The organism is Clostridium formicaceticum (assembly GCF_001854185.1).
GTDB classification, from domain to species: domain Bacteria; phylum Bacillota; class Clostridia; order Peptostreptococcales; family Natronincolaceae; genus Andreesenella; species Andreesenella formicacetica.
Window position 1 is genome coordinate 3,910,211 of the sequence record NZ_CP017603.1, and the last position, 19,602, is coordinate 3,929,812.

Consider the following 19,602-nt stretch of genomic DNA (forward strand, 5'->3'; position numbering starts at 1 on the left):
TAATAAATATCCTTTTTAAAAATGATTTTTCCTTTTTTTTCCAATATATCAACTATACTCCTGAATACGCACTAAATCCTCCATCAATAGGCAATACTACACCATTTATAAATCCTGATGCCTTTTCATTGATAAGAAATTGAATGCTACCTAAAAGCTCTTCTTTCTTACCGAATCTTTCCATAGGCGTATTTGAAATAATTTTTTCAGCTCTTTCAGTAAAACTTCCATCTTCATTGATTAGAAGTTTATGATTTTGTGCTGTAAGAAAAAATCCAGGAGCAATTGCATTCACCCTAATACCTACTTTTGAAAAATGCACTGCCATCCATTGTGTTAAATTAGAAACTGCTGATTTTGCAGCACTATATGCAGGAATTTTCGTTAAAGGTGTAAAAGCATTCATAGATGAAACATTAATCACACAGCATCCTTCTTTCCCCAGCATATCTTTTGTAAAGACTTGAGAAGGTAGTAATGTACCAAGAAAGTTAAGATTAAAAACAAATTCTATCCCTTCTTTATCAAGATCGTAAAAAGTGACTATATCTTCTGTATCTATATCTTTTATATATAAGTATTCACTAGATGTGGTTCCTTTGGGATGATTTCCTCCAGCACCATTGATTAAAATATCTACTTTTCCTAATTTTTCATGAATAATATCTTTGGCCTTTTCCAATGAATTTTTATCAAGAACACTGGCATGAACACTCAGAACCTTTAAACCTCTATTTTTATACGCTTCTTGCATCTTATTCAGTGCCTCTTCATTAATATCTATAACCCCTATTTTAGCACCCTTTACTGCTAACATTTCAACAATTGCAGCACACAGTACCCCTGTGCCTCCTGTGATAACAATCACCTTGTCTGTCATATCTGCTTCTAACGATATCTCCACAACCTTATCCTCCTTACACTTTTACTATCTTTAGTTCTAAAATCTTTAAAGTAATTATAACTTTGAAGTATGCTGCTAAACCATGCTTCTTAGTTTTCTAAAAATATCCCCCCTCCTAGATTCATTTTGCTATCGTTTACCTTGTATAAAAAAATTTTTTATGTCCTTCATTCTGTATTTTTTAACCCATCCCCATAACAGTAATAATTTTAATTTTTAGTTCTTTTTTTGTTTATAGGGATGGATTATTAATACAATTCGTATGTTATTTGGATTTGGTTATAGCCTCAATAAGTCCATGAATATAAACTGCTCCTAGTGCTCTATCATATAAACCGTAACCTGGCTTTCCCGTTTCCTTCCAAATCATTCTACCATGATCAGAGCGGTATGGCCCATCAAAGCCTGCATCTAGCAAGGCTTTTAAAATCCTATACATATCTAATGATCCATATTCAGATGGGTGGGCAGATTCATAAAAACTTCTATGTCCATTCCATTTTACATTTCTCAAATGTGCAAAATGTATTCTTTGCTTTTCTCCTGAAAAGTATTTTATCATGTCTACCAAATCATTTGTTTCCGTACAACCTAATGATCCTGTGCAAAAAGTAATCCCATGGTAACTGCTATCATAAATAGCAAGAAACCTTTTAAAATTTTCTTTACAAGTTATAATTCTTGGAAGTCCGAAGATTGACCAGGGTGGATCATCTGGATGAATGGCCATTTTAACGCCAGAGGCTTCCGCTACCGGTATGATATTTTTTATAAAATACTCAAGATTTTCCCAAAGCTTCTCTTCACCTAATTCTTTATATTCTTTAATAAGGCTTTCCATTTGATTTTTAGTATAGGATGCGTCCCATCCAGGAAGCGCTAAATCTCCTGATAAAGGATCCATTTTATTGACTGTATCTTGATTATAAATAAGTGTTGTTGATCCATCAGCAAGTTGATAAGCTAAGTCAGATCTGGTCCAATCGAAAACAGGCATAAAATTATAACAGACAACTTTTATTCCGGCCTCACCTAAATTTTTTATAGTTTCCTTATAGTTTTCTATATATTTATCTTTTGTAGGCCGCCCAAGTTTTATATCCTCGTGTACTGGAACACTCTCAATAGCAGAAATATGTAGTCCACTTTTCTCAACACTTGATTTTAATTCCAGTATTTTATCTAGTGGCCAAACCTCACCCACAGGTATATCATAAATCGCTGTAACAATTCCCTTCATTCCGGGTATTTGACCAATAAATTCTAATGATATAGAATCTGCCATTCCGTACCATCTAAAAGCCATCTCCATGTTATTCCCCCCTAGTTGTTTTAAATTCTATTGTAGCTTTTTTATACAACAATTATTTTTATACACTCCTCTCTAGCATTGTTTTCCTCCTTGTATTATGCAACGAATTGTTTTAATACCAAAGGGTTAAAATATATCCTTCAGTTTTTGGTATTGTGTACTTGTATACAAGTATTATATTTTAGTTATTTTTCTTTGTCAAGTGCTAATTTAAACTATATTAAAATTTGTTTGAATTTTTTAAAATATCTACTCAGTTTAATTGACAAGTTATTTAACGCCTTCTTTTGATTTGTCAATAAATTTTTGTTATAATTTTGAAATAAATGCTATCTTTTTAGCACTATTTCTCTGATTATGTTTTAATCATGGGGAAAATTTATTTATTACTTAAAACTTGTTTGTTTTAAAGAAAAGTAGTATATTAAACATAGTTAGTGTCAAAAGTGCAGATATACATGTAAACAAGTGTTAAATTTTTATCCTAAAGAAAAAAATTAAAATATTTATATCAAATAAGACTAATAAAAATGGAGAAAGACTATGAAAATATATGAGAAAAAAAAAGATGAAAATCTAAAAGAATATATTTACAGACTATTAAAAGATAATATCATGGAATTAGAATTGAAACCTGGAACCATTCTTTCTGAAAATGAACTTTCAAAAATATTAAATGTTTCACGGACACCTATACGAGAAGTCTTAAGACGTTTGAATAATGAGCATTTAATAGAAATCATGCCGCAAACAGGCACTATGGTCACCTATATTGATAGAGCTCTGATAGATGAAGTGTTATTTATGAGATTTGTTTTAGAAAAAGAAATAATAAAACTTCTTCAGGATACAATAGCCACGGAAGAAGTGAATGGATTGGAAAATCTATTATCATTACAAGAATTTTATATGAACAAATCTATGATTATTGATTTTCATAAATATGATACGAAGTTTCATGAAAAGCTATTTGCAATTAGCAAAAAAACTAGGGTATGGGAATCTATTACAAATTTAAGCACCCATTACGCTAGAGCTAGACTCCTATATGATCATAATCATAATAAAGCGCAAAAAAGTATAATAATACAGCACCGAAAAATTTTAAATGCAATAACAGAAAAAGCCTCCTACCAAGAGATCGAAGAGATTTTAAGAGAGCATATTCTTGCTCCCTGCGAATCATGGCCCACGGAGTTTCAAAAAGCAGGCGTTAATGAATATTTTCTAGAAATGAAAAACACCTAGAAGTAGGGGGCTTTATCCTAAAAACAAAATTAAGATAAAAAAGCAGACCGCTATATTTACAAATCACCCAAAACGTGATTCTATATTTAGCGGTCTATTTCTAACTAGCTTCTTTATCTTATTTACTTATACTAATTATTATAATAAAGACTTTCCGAAGGATACTCTGGATCACAGGTGATATCAATACCAAGCTCTCTAAAAATCTGCTCATCATTTCTGCTTAAGATGGTAGTAGAATGGGCCTGACATCCTTTAAGCATGGATAACTTCTCCATAGCAACTTGAGCTGTTGGATTTGTAGCAGCACATATACTCAAGGCGATTAAAATTTCCTCACAGTCTAAAGCTGGTGTTCTGCTGCCTAATGTTTTTACCTTTAAGCTTATGATAGGTTCTAAAATCACTGGTGAAATAAGGTGAATTTCATCAGAAATATTTGCAAAATATTTTACAGCATTTAAAATTACCGCAGCAGTGGCATCCATTAGATTTGAACTCTTACCAGTCAATATGGTACCATCCTGCAACTCTATCGCTACAGCAGGACATATTTCGTTTTTATTAGACAATTCTTTTAGTTTAGCTGAACGACTTCTTGCCGGCATAACCACTTTTCTATCCTCTTCTTTTAGCTCTAGCTCTTCCATAATCAACTTGACCCTTTCAAAGGTTTCTTTATCTACATAACCTTTTTTGTACTCACATTCTGTTTTAAAATATCTTCTAATAATCTCTTGCTTAGAAGCTTCTTTGATGACCTCATCATCAATAATGCCAAAACCTACTCTATTTACACCCATATCTGTTGGAGATTTATACACAGCCTCTTCCCCCGTAATCTTTTCTATAATTCTTTTAAGTACAGGAAAGGTTTCGATATCACGATTATAGTTTACAGCGATTTTATTATAAGCATCAAAGTGGAAGGAATCAATCATATTTACATCCCTAAGGTCTACCGTTGCAGCTTCATAGGCTATGTTTAAAGGATGTTTTAACGGAACATTCCACACAGGGAAGGTTTCAAATTTTGAGTACCCTGCTACCTTACCTCTTTTATATTCATGATAAAGCTGACTGAAGCAGGTGGCCAACTTACCACTTCCTGGTCCTGGAGCGGTTACAACAACAATTGGCTTTGTTGTTTCAATGTATGGGTTCTTACCATAGCCTTCATCACTTACAATGGTATCTACATCTGTAGGATATCCCTTGGTTGCTCTGTGGGTATATACCTTTATACCTCTGCGTTCAAGCTTATTGATAAAAACAGTTGTAGCTGGTTGTCCATCATACCTTGTAATGACAACACTATTTACATCTAACGCATAGTCTCTTAAATCATCTATCATTCTTAAAACATCCATATCATAGGTGATGCCAAAATCTCCTCTTATTTTGTTTCTTTCAATATCTCCTGCATATACACAAATAACAACCTCAACCTTTTCTTTTAACTTATGCAGTAGTTTGATTTTTGCATTCTCATCGAATCCAGGTAAAACCCTTTTTGCATGAAGGTCAAACAACAATTTTCCACCAAATTCCAGGTAGAGTTTATCATAGTGATTCACTCTTTCTAAAATGTATTTTGATTGTTCTTCTAAGTATTTCTTGTGATCAAATCCTATTTTCATCCTCTATTCCTCGCTTTATGAAGTCATTGTGTAATCCGTTTATTATTTGCTTGTATTGTGCAATATAGGTATACGCCTTTAAATTTGAATTTTAATATTTACGGTCTATGGTTTCACCTTGGCTAAAAAACGTAAACAAGGACTGAGAATATAGCCCTTCGTATATTAAAATCCATAGGCCTATGTCTATATTTCATCTTATCTTGAGTATACTGCACGCATAAACACCAATAATACTCTCCGTTTTACGACTCTATATTATCTCATAGTTTTAGAGGAAAGTAAACAATTAGAAGATGATTTTTGTTAAGAAAAAAATCCTAGAGCCTTTTTTTATGTTATAATGACATTAACTTTCATTAATCTACATCATTCCATATAATTCAGGAGGGCAATATGAAAAAAAAGTTATTAGGACTATTTATATTCGTTGCTGTAGTTTTACTTACCCTTCAAGTGAACATCATCTGGAGTGGCTTCAAACAAGTCCCAAAAAAATCCGATGCAATTGTTGTACTGGGCTGCAGGCTTTGGGGAGATCAACCTAGTCACATGTTAACTTATCGTTTGAATAAGGCTTTAGAACTTTATGAGGAAGGCTATGCCTCCACAATCATCGTCAGCGGTGCTCAAGGTGAGGATGAATGGATTACAGAGGCTGCCGCTATGAAGGCTTATCTCGTAGATAAAGGTATTGATTCAGAAGTAATATTAAAGGAGGAAAACTCCTTCAGCACATTTCAAAACCTTTATTATAGCAAAGAAATCATGGACAAGCAGGCATTAGAAAGTGCCATCATTGTTACAAACGCTTTTCATGTACATCGTGCTTTAATGATCGGTAATCGATTAGGGATGGATGTTAGCAGCAGTTCTGCAAAATCCTACCCAAATCCCGCCTTGATTGTAAGATATTATGTCCGAGAGGTTTTTGCCTATATGAAAGACTTTCTATTTTCTCATTAACGGCTAAGAAACCAAACTCCTTTCAGCAAACTGAAACATCTAGGGATTCGTTGGAGGTCTTTTGCTTTATTAAGACGAAACCATAAAATATGAGAATACCTTATTACTAGGTATTCCCATGAGATATTTTTGTAAGGCACTATTCTAAAACCCCTATATTTTGTGAAGCAATCAAACGACTATAGACTCCGTTTTTCTTTACCAACGCATCATGGCTGCCAATCTCTGCAACCTTACCTTTGTCTAAAACCACAATTTTATCCGCTGCCATGATCGTAGACAGCCGATGGGCAATCACCAGTGTGGTTCTTCCCTTCTGCAGTTCTGAGATAGCTTTTTGTACTGCCCGTTCATTTTCTGCATCTAAGTTGGATACAGCTTCATCCATCAACAGAATCGGAGAATTTTTAATCAACGCCCTTGCAATGGCAATTCGCTGCCGCTGTCCTCCTGATAATTGTACACCCCTTTCCCCTACATTGGTTTCATAACCCTGAGGAAGTTTTACTAAAAAGTCATGGGCTAAGGCTAGTTTCGATGCCGCTTCCACTTCTTCATCGGTAGCCTCTGGCTTTCCTAGGCGAATATTTTCCCGAATACTCATATTAAAAAGATAAACATCTTGAGATACCACCGCCACCATATCTCTGAGTTTTTCCTGAGTTAAGTCTCGAAGGTCATAATCTCCGATTTTAATACTGCCTCCTCTAACATCCCAAAATCGTAACAGTAAATTAGCACAGGTGGTTTTCCCTGCTCCAGAGTGACCTACTAATGCCACGGTTTCTCCAGGTTTTACATCAAAGGATACTTCCTTTAGAACATCTTCTTCAGAAGGATTGTAGGAAAACTTTACTTTATTGTATTGAATATGTGAAACAATAGGCCCTTCAGATGTGGCTTCTGCTTTATCTTCTACAGGGGTAGGTGTATTTAATATGGAAAAAACTCTTTGGGCTGATGCTCCAATAGAACCAAGATTTCTTGCAGTGCCAGAGACATCAACAATAGGAGAAAAAACATACACCGACAGCATGATAATCGTAGGAATCAAGGCGGAATCTATAGTCCCCTCTAGCACCAAAAAGCTCGATACAGCTAAGATACTCACCATCCCTAATGACATGGCAGCATTGATGAGACCCCCTTCTAAGCCTAGTCTTTTTCCTTCTGCAATTTGACTTCTACCAAGATCATAGGTGCCGTTTTCTAGCTTCTTTAAGTAGGATTTTCCTCGGCCAAAGGCTACGATTTCCCGCATCCCCTGTACACCATCCACCACTTCTGCATTGACAGTACCTAACTTTGCTCGTATTTCTTTTCCCTGTTGACTGGCTTTTTTACTAAACCAAAAGGGTATGGTGGCTACCAATAATAAAAAGGGGAAAATCACTAAGGGCAGCAACCAATGAATGTAGGCTAGTATCACTAAGAATGTTAAGGGAGCTATAATGGCTATAATGTATGCTCCTACCGTATGGGCATAAAAGACCTCTAGTACCTCCACATCTGCCATCACTGATGAAGCAATATCTCCTGAGCGTTTCTTCAGCATATAAGCAGGAGCGATTCTTTCTATAGCCCTATACATAATGTTTCTATAATCCACCAAAATACTGTAGGCAACGTCATGAACTAAATACATTTCAGCATAAACCATAGCTGTTCTTCCGATAGCTAAGGCGGCTAGCAGCCAAAAAAGGGATAGGATTTTTTCTGCTGATCCTCCAGTAGCGGCTAGACCTACTAAGTAAGCTGCTAAAGCAGAACTTGTGATACTAAAAACCTGGTTTAAAGTACCGCTGCAGATCCCTAAGGCCATTTTCTTGTTATAGGATTTCATGTAGGGGATTAAGGTTTTTACTTTTTCTAGGTTGATTCTTCCTTGAAATGTAGTGGTATTTATCTCTTCTATTTTATGCATACTGCACACACCTTTCCTCTTGCTGTGCATGAATAAGCTTAGCATAAGTTCCTGTTAATTTCATCAGTTCTAAGTGGGAACCGACTTCAACAACCTTGCCTTCCTTTAATACCAAAATTCGATCAGCATTTTGTATGGTAGATAAACGATGGGCAATGACTAAGGTGGTTCGATTCATCATCAGCTTTTCTAGTCCCCTTTGAATCATCTTCTCATTGGCTGTATCTACGCTGGAGGTGGCTTCGTCTAACAGAAGAATAGGAGCATTCTTTAAAACTGCTCTTGCAATGGCCATACGCTGTCTTTCACCACCAGAAAATCTCACACCCCGTTCTCCTACAATGGTATTATAGCCCTCTGGTAAAGTCATAATGAAATCATGAATATTGGCAGTTCTTGCGGCTTTTTCTATTTCTTCCTTGGTAGCTTCAGGCTTTGCCATTCTTAGATTATCTTCTACAGTACCATGAAAAAGATAGGTTTCCTGGGATACCACCGCCATTAAACTTCTTAAATCCTCTAGGGTGTATTCCTTTATATTGTGACCTCCTATGATAATTTCTCCTTTGATGGGATCAAAAAACCTTAGCAGCAGATTAACAACGGTAGATTTTCCAGAACCAGATTCTCCCACCAAAGCCACCGTTTCACCGGATTTAATCCTAAAGGATACACCCCCAAGGGCTGGTCTCAGTCCTTTATCATAAGCAAACTCCACCTTGTTAAATAGGATTTCTGGTAACGCTTCCTTAGATTTTATACTAATAGGTGTTTTACTTTCTATCACCTCTGGTACTTCATCTAGTAAAGCAAAGATAGTATTGGAGGCAGTAATCCCCATAAATCCCTGATGATAATAACGATTCAATTCATCTATGGGGCGAAAAGCTTCCCTACATAAAAATAGCAAGATAAATAACTGGGATAATAAAAGTTCTCCCTTTGCCACAAAAAGGGCACCCAAACCAATAGCAAAAACAGAGCCACTGGTGGTGGCTAGGCCTACTATGCCCGTTTTTAATAGAGAAATTTTCAAATGATTCATGGTCTGTTGAAAAAGGTCCCGAGAATCTCTTTCTAGCTCCCTACCTCTTCTTTTACTGGCATTAAAGGCCTTTAATGTGGTAATTCCCTGCATACTGTCTAAAAACTGAGCGTTCAGTACAGCAAAGGCCTGCCAATGGCTCCACCCATACTTTGTCATTAACTTATTCCATAGCCTTGGGCCAAAGAGGGCAATTAAAAATGCCGATAAAATAATAAGACCAATGCTTATATTAAGACTAAAAATATAGCCTAAAATCACCCCTGCTCCTATCATGGTTACAAGTACATGAGGCACATAGTAAACTAGATATGCCTCTAAAAATTCAATTCCTGATACTACGGTAGACTGAAGTTTTCCCGTACGGTTTCTTTCTAGATAGCCTGGCCCTAATTTTAGTAAATGACCATAGAGTCTTTGTCTTAGTGTATTTTTCACAATAATGGAAGCTTTTTTTGCATAAGCTTCATTAGCCCAAAGCAACAGTGCTCTTACAGCAATAATGGCAATAATACCTACAATAATGATGACAATATCCATCCATTCTCGTCTAGCATAAATTCCTGCAGTTGCTCTTGCGGTAAGAACAGCCTGTGCAGCGTAGCTGGCTGTGATACTGATGCCTACAATGGCCTTTAGAACCACCCGTTTTCTTATTCCTTTGGTTAATTCAAATAAACGATAGTGCAGCATCATTTTTATCGTTTCCTCCTTTATATCTACTGTGTTTTATCTACAGTTAAAATTCTTACTCGTTAAGTATCTTTTTTATAAACATTTTAAAAAGCATTATCCGAACCAACAAGCTACATGATGGCCTGTTTCTACTTCTTGAAGCTGTGGTTTGGACCCACATACTTGATGAACATTGGGACAAGAAATACAATAACTACAAGCAGCATCATCCTTCCAATCGAGAAAAGCAGGGGAAGTTTTTTCTTTTTTAGAACTTTTTTTCATAGCTTTTAATGGGTTTACTATGTTTTCAACAAGACTTTTCGTATAAGGATGTATAGGATTTTCTAATACTTTTTCAGATCTTCCTATTTCAATGATATTGCCCTTATACATCACGGCAATACGATCACTCATCCAACGAACAACCTCTAAATCATGAGAAACAAATAGATAAGCCATGTTAAACTTTTTTTGAATATCCTTTAGTAAATTAAGAATTTGAGCCTGTACAGAAACATCCAGCATAGAGGTAGGTTCATCCGCAACAATAAATTTAGGTTCTAAGGATAATATTCTTGCTAAAACAGCTCTTTGTGCCTGTCCTCCACTTATCTCCTTTGAATATCTTGTGAGATGTTCTGGTTGTAGTCCCACCACTTCAATTAATTTTTCCACTATAGCTCTTTCCTCTTTACTTCCTTTTTCAGCTAAACCATGAATTCTTAGGGGTTCAACGATGCAATCATAGATTTTCATCCTAGGATTTAGTGCAGCTTCAGGATGTTGAAGAATGAGTTGCATTTTGGAACGTGTTTTTTGCATTTCACTGGTTTTTAAAGAGGTTAAATCTTTTCCTTCAAAAAAGATTTTTCCTGAAGATAAAGGAAGCAATCTTACTATAATTTTTGCTAAGGTAGATTTACCACAGCCGCTTTCTCCTACCAATCCTAGGGTTTCTCCTGCTTGTATCTCAAAAGACACCCCCTTTAATACTTCAATTTGTCTTTTCCTAAAAATTCCTGTAGTGAAGGATTTTTTTAAGTTCTCTGCTTTAATCAATAAATCTACACCTCACTTTGTGTCCTGCAGTTACTTCTTTTATCTCAGGTGAGATTTTATCACAAGTTGCTTGAGCTTTAGAACATCGCTGAAAGAATCTACATCCTTGGGGTAAGTGTACCAGACTAGGACTATAACCAGGAATAGCTTTTAGGCCATTGCTGGGAAGAGAATCAATCAATCCTTTAAAATAGGGATGTATAGGGTCATTAAAAAGTTCTTTACTTGAACCTTCTTCAATAATTTCTCCAGCATACATCACCGCCAACTCATCGCATAGGTGGGCCGCCACCTGTAAATCATGGGTAATCAGCAAGATTGTTGTCTCCTTCATTTCCTTTAGCCGCTCTAAAACCTCCACCACCTGCCCCCTAATCAAGACATCGAGACCTTTTGTAGGTTCATCTGCAATCAGTAAAGAAGGATCTCCTCCAATACCTAAAGCAGTTAAAACTCTTTGCTTCATACCTCCACTCAATTGATGGGGATACTCCTGCATTTTCTGATGTGGATTAGGTAAGTCAAGGGCCTCTAATAGTTCAACTGCCGCCCTCCAGCTGTCTTTTTTAGAAAAGTTTCTATGTAACCGCATCGGGGCAATCACCTGTGTTCCGTTTTTTAGTAAAGGATTTAAAGCTTCTCCAGGATTTTGCGCAATTAAACCAATTTCTTTTCCTCTTAGTTTTCGTACCGCCTCCGTGGGTAAAGAGGAAATATCCTGGTCTTTATAAAACACCTCTCCTGTGACTATGGCATTATGAGGCAATAATCGCAAAATCGAATGAGCCAACACCGACTTTCCACAACCCGTTTCACCAATCAGACCGAAAATACTGCTCCTTTTGATTGCTAAGTTAGCATCAGAAACCGCCTTTACTACCCCATCTTTCCTTTGGAAGGAGACATTTAAACTTTTAATTTCTAATATAGCATTCATAATCATCTTCCTTTTAAGTAATTAATTCAACTTGCTCATCAAAACACTCAAAGTAGTTTAATCTATAGTATCCTCTATTTTTGGCGCAAGATAGTCCCTCAGAAGATCTCCCAAAGTATTGAAGAGAAAAACACAGGTTGCCAATATTAAACCTGGAAAAAGCATCAGCCAGGGTCCGCTATCCATAAAGGTCATAGCTTCATTTAACATCAAGCCAATCTCTGGGTAAGGGGGCTGCACACCAAAACCAAGAAAACTCAAACCAGCGATAATTAACACTGCATGACCAATCATTAAGGTCATTAAAGGGATGACAGGAATCAATACATTGGGAAGGATATGTTTTATTAAAATATAAAAATCACTAGCGCCAATAGCCTTGGTAGATAATATAAAGTCTCTTTGCTTTAGAGATAAAACCTCACTCCGAACAATTCTAGCATAGGAAATCCATCCTAATGAGGTAATTACGATCACCAGGGTCGTCATACTAGATCCCATGATTGCCATAAAGCATAACGCCATTAACATTTGAGGGAAAGCCATTAGAATATTCATCACATGGATAAAAAATTCATCTACAATACCTCCATAGTACCCCAAGACCAAGCCTATACTAAGCCCAATGAGAAAAGATAATGCTTCAATAGCCACGGCTAGTGTTAAAGATATTCTAAGGCCATGAAAAACCCGTTGTAGTAAATCTCGTCCAAAATTATCTGTACCAAAAGGATGTTGTAGACTGGGGGGCTGCATCTGTCTTGAAAAATCAATCTCATTCCACTGGGTAAATAAAAAGGGGGATAATATTGTCACCATTAAAATAGCGCCTAATAATAGAGATAAAATCCATATTTTATTTTCCTTAATATTTATAGATATTTTTACTTTATTTAAGGGTCTAGCCCATACGCCCTTTTCTTCTATAGCTAAATTTGATTTTTTATTTGTAAGCATTTTCATCATACCTCACTCGTGGATCAATAATAGCATAGGACAGATCCACCAATAAATTTATTAAGACAATCATGATACTAAAAATAAAGATAAAACCAGATATAATTGGGAAATCTTTAAGATTAATGGCTTGAACTAAATAGCTACCTACCCCCGGTAAACCAAAAATATTTTCAATAATGACACTTCCTCCTAACAGACTTATGGTATTCATTCCAATTAAAGTGATAATGGGTAATAGCGCATTTTTCAATACATGCCTCAATAAAATGTCTGTTTCTGATAAACCTATGCCCCTAACCGTTGCCACATAGGGACTATCCAGTGCCTCTAGGATACAGCTTCTTGTTAATCTGGCCAATGTGCTAGATCTACCTAACCCCATAACAAAACCTGGAAGAAGCAGACTAACGAAGCCTTGGTAACCATATGCGGGGAAAATTTTAAGTTTCATGGAAAAAACCCAAAGAAAGAATAATGCTAACCAAAAACTGGGTACGGATAAATTAAAGGCAGCAAAGCCTCGGACAAATTGATCGATGATGCCATCCTTATAAATTGCTGAAAGAATTCCCATGAATAGTCCTAAGAAAATATAAACAAAGGTTGCCAGAAAAACTAATTTTGCTGTATAGAGAAAACGATGACCAAACTCCTGTGTTACCGGAATACCAGTTTTAAAAGAATTCCCTAAATCTCCAACTGCTGCATTTTGCAGCCACTGTCCAAATAATTGAGAAAAAGGCTTGTCTAAACCTAAGATTCTTTCATATTCTTCAACCAATGCATCATCAGGTAAGCCTATTGGGTTTTTATCCCTTAAAATCAGCTGAGCCGTATCTCCAGGTGAAAAATAGATGATAGAAAAAGAAATGAGGGCCACAAAAATAGCTGTAGGGACCAGCATAACCAGCCTTTTTAATAACAAATATTTCATAAATCCCCTCCTTTTGAATGAATGATAGAAAATCATCGGTTCCTAAGCCTTTACCTATAGGTATACGCCTTTAAACGTGAATTTTAACATACCCAGCCTACGCTTCCGCCTTAGCTAAAAAACGTGGCCAAGGACTGCAAATGTAGACCTTGCATATTAAAACACTTAGGCGTATAGTCTATAAAACTTGGCACCGGAAAAGTCTTTTTCTTGTTGTTTTTTTGTTATTTAATCGTAACACCACTTAAATCAATGGTTGACACCCTAGGGTGGAAATAAAGGCCACTGACATTTTCTTTAAAAGCAAATACCCTTGCTCTAACAAAAAGAGAGGTTCCTGGATAAAAACTATATTGCAATTTCCAAATTTCTTCCCAAGCTTTATCATAGGCTTGTTTATCTGTAGTAGTTAAAACGGTTTCCACTAATGTTTCAATCTTAGAATCTACTTTAAAACCTGTACCATGGACATCATAACCGTCACTAAGCCCTCTCCACTGCATATAACGTGCTGGTGGTACAGTCCACGCATGAGTATAGGCGATATCAAAGTCCCCTTTCTCTGCTTTTTCATCAAAAATATTTTTATCTATAGAATCAATAACCAAATCAATACCAACTTCCTTTAAGTTGGACTGCATAAACACAGCAACATCTCTTGCCATCTGATCATTTCTAGCTAATAAAGTAATTTGGAGGGGTTTTCCATCCTTTTCTGCAATACCGTTTGCATTAATAGTCTTATAACCAGCAGCTTCTAGGGCTTCTTTTGCCAACTGTGGATTGTAACTGTATTCTTCAACATTTTTGGGTCCATCTATATATTCTGGAAGAACGAAATGTCCTGTAGGTGTAGGAATATTATGTAATAGCTTTGCTGTTAAGGTTTCTCGATCAATAGCATGAACGATGGCTTTTCTAAGATTTAAATCCGTTAAAGGTCCTTTTTTATAGTTGAAAACATAGGTTTCAGTCGTATTAAGACTTTTTTCTGAGGGTTTTAAAATCTTAATGCCTGGAGTATTTTCTAGTTCATTTACCACTGTGTAAGGCATACTAATATGATGTTCTGTTACGCCAATAGCATCTACCTGTCCACTTTTTAAAGCCATCACTCTAGCGTTTTCATTTGGGATGGTTTGCCAAACTAGTTCTTGAAGACTAGGGATTTTTTCTTTGTTCCAGTAATCAGCGTTCACTTCTAAAACTGCTTTTTGATCTTTGCTATAATCCTTTAAGACAAAAGGACCTGTTCCATACCAATCTATAATATTACCTTTATCATCCACTGTATCTTGCAGCGTTCCCCTAATACCAGCTAGTTCCATTAAAAATGGCGTAAAAGTTTTTTCAAAGTTTATCTCTAAGGTAGTATCATCAAGGACATTTATCCCCTTCAAGTACTTAGGATAATTTGCGTTTGCATAAGGTCCCCAATACTCAATAGAAAATTTGGCTACTTCAGCAGTAAAATCTTTGCCATTATGAAACTTCACACCTTCTTGAAGCTTAAGAATATAGGTTTGTCCATCATTCTTAATTTCCCAGCTTGCCACCAACCCTGGAGCTGTATCCATATCTTCTTCAAAAACAGTCATAAAATCAAAAACCAAACTGCTGCCCTCAGAACCACTCTTTAAGTCATTCTGAGCTCCTAAAGTTAAGATTTGCTTAACTTCCTCATTGCTTGCATCTACTTCTTGACGATCTGTCTCAGTTACATTTGTCTGAGTACATCCTGCCAATACCCCTATTGCCATCATAAAGGCCAACAGTACTATCAAACTTTTAAGTTTTTTATCCAATATCATTTTCTTTCAATCCTCTCCTAATTTATTATTAAAACATTTTCATCCTTACATATAGCGCTTCAGATAATTCACACCACCTCCTAGAAAACCATGAAAATAGAAATAAAAAAACCACGGGAGACTTCATCCTTCCTTTCATAGGAAAATGAAACCTTCGTGGTTTTGCGTGCAAAATTATATTTTTGTAATTCCTTTTAAAATACTATTGAAAATCCTAATAAGCCGTTATGCAAGGATAACCTCATGCCATCCTTTGTTATAATAGTAACAAACTTTTGAAAATCTTTCAAGCTTTATTTTTGAAATTGTCAAAAAAGTTAGTTTATAGCAAAGCATGTTATAAATTGCTGAATTATACCGACAACTTTTCTTGTTGTCTCTCCTTCAATTTTCTTTCCAACATCCCAGTTGTAAAATACACCCCAGTAAAGACAAACAAGCCTCCAGCAATTTGCGCTGCTGTGATGCTTTCACCAAGACTCCAACTAATAAGAGCAGTAAAAACAGGCATGAGGTTAATAAATATTCCCGCCTTACTTGCACCAATTTCACGGATAGCCATATTCCAAAAAACAAAAGAACAAACAGAGGCACAAATAGCGATATACAGCACACCTATAATAGCTAATAAGCTTAACTGTGTTAGATTCATTCCTTCACGAATAATAAAAGGTAACATCAAAGCTATAGCAAACAAAGCAGATATAGCTGTAGCTGTAATAGGAGGAATCATATTGCCTACCCTTTTTCCTATAATCGAATAGAGGGTCCAGACAACAACAGCAAACAACATGATCAAGTCTCCTCTGTTATATTGCATTTGGAAAACCTCCATTAGGTTTCCTTCTGTTAAAACCAATAAAACACCTATCAAAGAAATTAGAATCCCTAAGATCTGTAACTTTGATATTCTTTCTCCAAGCATAATCACCGAAAGCACCGCAATCGTCCCAGGAGCTAAAGAATTCACTAGTGCTGCATTGGTGGCAGAGGTGTAGTCCAACGCTGCATAGAGGGATAAGTTATAACAAATGATTCCTAAAATCCCCATCATAACCAAAGGCTTCCATGATTTACCTGCCTTCCTCCACTCGGGTTTTTCTAGAAAGTGAGCTGTAGGAAATAGTAATAAGACTGCTAATACCCAACGAGAAAAGGTAATAGCAAGGGGCGTCATCTCTGCGGTCACATATTTTCCAAATACATAGTTACCTGCCCAAAACAAATTACATACAATCAACAATATCCAAACTCTATACTTACTCATTTTTATCCATCTCCTTCATAAAAATATGTAAATTCTTTGATGTTTATTAAAATAATTCTTTATCTTCCTCTTATTGAATAAATACTATTATACATCTTAATTCTTTTTTCCTCAATACAATGACTTATTTGATTCCATCGGAGAATATTTTATAATAAACTTAAAACCACATTAGATATATTCTCTAATGTGGTTTTAAGTTTATAGATATTTTATTCGTATATTTAATACTTTATTAGCATTATCTTGCTAGCCAGCCGCCATCTACTGCTATGGTATAGCCATTGACATAGTTTGCAGCAGAGGATGCAAGGAATACAACCGGACCTTTAAGATCTTCAGCTACACCCCATCTTCCTGCTGGAACTCTACTTAGAATCTCATTGCTTCTTGATTCATCTGCCCTTAAAGCAGCAGTATTATCGGTTGCCATGTATCCTGGAGCAATAGCATTCACATTGATATTATGCTTAGCCCATTCATTTGCCATGAGTCTTGTAATACCCATTACGCCAGATTTTGAAGCTGTATAAGAAGGTACTCTTATGCCTCCTTGGAAAGAAAGCATAGATGCAACATTTACAATCTTACCACCTGTATTTTGTTCAATAAACTGTTTTGCAACCGCTTGACTTAAAAAGAATACCGTCTTTATATTGATGTTCATAACATCGTCCCAATCTTTTTCCGAGAAATTTATAGCATCTTCACGTCTGATGATCCCTGCATTGTTTACAAGAATATCTATTTTACCAAAATTACTAACAGCAGCTTCAACAACCTTTGCGATAGACGCCATTTCCATAAGATTTACCTGTATTCCGACAAACTTTCTTCCTAGGCCTTCTACAAGAGTTTTTGTTTCATCTACATCAAGATAATCCACACCAACGATATCTGCTCCAGCTTCTGCAAGAGCTAAAGCCATGCCCTGTCCAAGTCCTGTCCTGCACCCAGTTACAATTGCAACTTTATTATTTAATTCAAAGTTATTTAAAATCATATTTAGCCTCCTTAGTTTCATGATATTTTTGAATATTTATTCTTACAATCCTATAGCAAATTAAGCCATGAAGGAATAGCCAGTGTAAGTACTGGTATATATGTTACAACCAATAGTACAACAATCGTTACAATAAAATAAGGTATTAACTGTCTTACAACATCCTCTATCTTTAAGCCTGCAATACGACAACCAGTAAAGAGAATAGGGCCAACTGGAGGGGTAATTGTACCTATGCATAGATTTAAAACCAGCATAATCCCAAAGTGTACCGGATGCATGCCAAACTCTGCTACTATGGGGAGAAATATTGGCGTAAAAATCAGTACTGCAGGTGTTGGATCCATGAATGTACCCACTACTAGAAGCACAACATTCATTATTAAAAGTATAATAACTGGATTGTTGGTTAATCCCAAAAGTATAGTAGCAATAAGCATTGGTATTTTCGTAAATGCCATAACCCATGACATTACAGAAGATACTCCTATCATAAAGATAACAATGGCGGTCATTTTTGCTGTTTCAAGAAATATGTTAGGAAGATCCTTTACCTTTATACTTCTATAAACAAAAGATAAAGCAAGGGAGTAAACAACAGAAATCGCTGATCCTTCTGTTGCTGTAAAAACACCGCCAAGAATCCCGCCGATGACGATAACAATCAACAAAAGACTTGGAATAGCATCGATAAATACTGCAGATGCCTCTTTGAAGGTAGGCCTTTGGGTACTTTGATAACCTAACTTTTTAGCAAAAATCCCAGCCACCGTCATAACACCAAGACCCCAAAGTATCCCCGGAATATACCCTGCCATAAATAATGCTGCAATAGATACCCCGCCTGCAACGGTTGAATAAACAATTAAAGTATTGCTTGGAGGAATCAACATTCCCGATGGTGCTGAAGCAATATTTACCGCTGCACTATAGGACTTGCTGTATCCTTCCTTTTCTTGAAGGGGTCCCATTGTTCCCCCAACTGCTGCTGCAGCTGCCACACCAGAGCCGCTGATTGCTCCAAATAACATATTAGCAACAACATTTGACTGTGCCAGCGCCCCCGGTAGTCTACCGCTTATTACCTTGGCACAGTTTATCAATCTTCTAGCAATGCCACCATTATTCATAATAATTCCTGCAAGGATAAAGAAAGGAATTGCAAGAAGAGAAAATGAGTTTGTTCCTGTAAAAATTCTCTGAGATGCTGTTATCATAGCATTATTAAAGGGCAGTATATACATCATGGCAAGGGTAGACCCAAGGCCTATACTTACACTTATAGGAACACCTATCATAAGAAGAATAGGGACTGCTATCAACATAATCATCGCAGGTTGTGTAGCTAATTCCATTTCATCAACTCCCAATTCAATTAAGTTGTTTTGCTTTTTAGGGCTTCTTTTTTGAAGAAACCCTTAGCAATATCAATAATATTACACAAACTATAGAATGTCGTTAATACCCCACATACAGGCAGCATTCCGTATAAGACACCTATCTTTATCGGCAATACTGAATCCTGCTGTGTCATAGTAAGAAGTACATTCTTATAACCTCCAAGCACCAATATACCTAAAGCAAATGCTATGATAATAAGTTCAATAATGATATCGACAACTAAGCCTGTAGATCCAGTAAATTTTTCCTTTATAAAAACAATAGACATATGCTCTCTCTTTCCAAATACATAGGATGAAGCCAATAAAACAAGCCAAACAAACATGTATTTAGACAACTGCTCTGTAATTACACTTGGATTTTTGAAGAAATATCTTGTGACAACCTGCCATGTTACCAAGGCTGTCATTGCACCAACAAAAGTTATACATATCAACTCGATAATTTTATCTACAAATTTTCTTATCGTTTGCATTTTATTCACTCCAAATCATACTTTATGAAACAAGCAGA

Annotated in this window: 16 protein-coding genes; 2 read left to right on the plus strand and 14 right to left on the minus strand. The window is 36.0% G+C overall.

Annotation, left to right across the window (positions count from 1 at the left end; genetic code table 11):
* Nucleotides 1-52: 52 nt before the first annotated feature.
* Together BJL90_RS18290 and uxuA are read right to left on the minus strand one after the other, a co-directional pair.
* Entirely contained in the window at nt 53-904 is an 852-nt protein-coding gene (locus BJL90_RS18290; protein WP_070971466.1) for an SDR family oxidoreductase, read from the minus strand.
* A 265-nt stretch (nt 905-1,169) separates the two neighbouring features.
* Nucleotides 1,170-2,216, minus strand: a complete 1,047-nt coding sequence (gene uxuA / locus BJL90_RS18295) for a mannonate dehydratase (protein ID WP_070971469.1) — start codon at nt 2,214-2,216, stop codon at nt 1,170-1,172.
* 543 nt (nt 2,217-2,759) lie between these two features.
* On the opposite strand from uxuA, the gene BJL90_RS18300 reads away from it, so the two are divergent.
* A complete protein-coding gene (locus BJL90_RS18300; RefSeq protein ID WP_070971472.1) occupies nt 2,760-3,464 on the plus strand; it encodes a GntR family transcriptional regulator in 705 nt (234 codons plus the stop codon).
* A 131-nt stretch (nt 3,465-3,595) separates the two neighbouring features.
* On the opposite strand, the gene BJL90_RS18305 is transcribed toward BJL90_RS18300, so the two are convergent.
* Nucleotides 3,596-5,104 carry a DUF1846 domain-containing protein gene (locus BJL90_RS18305; protein ID WP_070971476.1) on the minus strand — a complete coding sequence of 503 codons (1,509 nt, stop codon included), beginning with the start codon at nt 5,102-5,104 and terminating at the stop codon, nt 3,596-3,598.
* A gap of 396 nt (nt 5,105-5,500) precedes the next feature.
* On the opposite strand from BJL90_RS18305, the gene BJL90_RS18310 reads away from it, so the two are divergent.
* Nucleotides 5,501-6,070: a YdcF family protein gene (locus tag BJL90_RS18310; RefSeq protein WP_070971480.1), complete on the plus strand. Its 570-nt coding sequence runs from the start codon at nt 5,501-5,503 to the stop codon at nt 6,068-6,070.
* Between the two features lie 139 nt (nt 6,071-6,209).
* On the opposite strand, the gene cydC is transcribed toward BJL90_RS18310, so the two are convergent.
* From cydC to BJL90_RS18365, 11 genes are all read right to left on the minus strand, one after another.
* Nucleotides 6,210-7,994 carry a thiol reductant ABC exporter subunit CydC gene (gene cydC / locus BJL90_RS18315; protein WP_156778848.1) on the minus strand — a complete coding sequence of 595 codons (1,785 nt, stop codon included), beginning with the start codon at nt 7,992-7,994 and terminating at the stop codon, nt 6,210-6,212.
* A complete protein-coding gene (locus BJL90_RS18320; protein WP_070971483.1) occupies nt 7,987-9,735 on the minus strand; it encodes an ABC transporter ATP-binding protein in 1,749 nt (582 codons plus the stop codon). Before BJL90_RS18320 ends, cydC begins: the two co-directional genes overlap by 8 nt.
* A gap of 93 nt (nt 9,736-9,828) precedes the next feature.
* Nucleotides 9,829-10,776: an oligopeptide/dipeptide ABC transporter ATP-binding protein gene (locus BJL90_RS18325; RefSeq protein WP_070971485.1), complete on the minus strand. Its 948-nt coding sequence runs from the start codon at nt 10,774-10,776 to the stop codon at nt 9,829-9,831.
* A complete protein-coding gene (locus tag BJL90_RS18330) occupies nt 10,769-11,713 on the minus strand; it encodes an ABC transporter ATP-binding protein (protein WP_070971487.1) in 945 nt (314 codons plus the stop codon). Before BJL90_RS18330 ends, BJL90_RS18325 begins: the two co-directional genes overlap by 8 nt.
* Nucleotides 11,714-11,770: 57 nt before the next feature.
* On the minus strand, nt 11,771-12,670 hold the full coding sequence (locus tag BJL90_RS18335) for an ABC transporter permease (RefSeq protein ID WP_081562273.1): 900 nt from the start codon (nt 12,668-12,670) through the stop codon (nt 11,771-11,773).
* Complete coding sequence (locus BJL90_RS18340) at nt 12,657-13,607, minus strand: ABC transporter permease (RefSeq protein ID WP_070971490.1); 951 nt, start codon at nt 13,605-13,607, stop codon at nt 12,657-12,659. The genes BJL90_RS18335 and BJL90_RS18340 overlap by 14 nt, the downstream gene beginning before the upstream one ends.
* A 224-nt stretch (nt 13,608-13,831) precedes the next feature.
* Complete coding sequence (locus tag BJL90_RS18345; protein WP_081562094.1) at nt 13,832-15,418, minus strand: ABC transporter substrate-binding protein; 1,587 nt, start codon at nt 15,416-15,418, stop codon at nt 13,832-13,834.
* A 352-nt stretch (nt 15,419-15,770) separates the two neighbouring features.
* The gene (locus BJL90_RS18350; protein WP_070971497.1) at nt 15,771-16,685 is read right to left on the minus strand and encodes a DMT family transporter; all 915 of its coding nucleotides are present in this window, start codon (nt 16,683-16,685) and stop codon (nt 15,771-15,773) included.
* 241 nt (nt 16,686-16,926) lie between these two features.
* Nucleotides 16,927-17,688 (minus strand): 2-dehydro-3-deoxy-D-gluconate 5-dehydrogenase KduD, encoded by a 762-nt coding sequence (kduD, locus tag BJL90_RS18355; RefSeq protein WP_070971499.1) that lies wholly within the window; start codon nt 17,686-17,688, stop codon nt 16,927-16,929.
* A gap of 50 nt (nt 17,689-17,738) precedes the next feature.
* Nucleotides 17,739-19,043, minus strand: coding sequence for a TRAP transporter large permease (locus tag BJL90_RS18360; protein ID WP_070971501.1), 1,305 nt, complete (start codon nt 19,041-19,043; stop codon nt 17,739-17,741).
* A gap of 20 nt (nt 19,044-19,063) precedes the next feature.
* Complete coding sequence (locus tag BJL90_RS18365; RefSeq protein WP_070971505.1) at nt 19,064-19,564, minus strand: TRAP transporter small permease; 501 nt, start codon at nt 19,562-19,564, stop codon at nt 19,064-19,066.
* Nucleotides 19,565-19,602 lie beyond the last annotated feature (38 nt).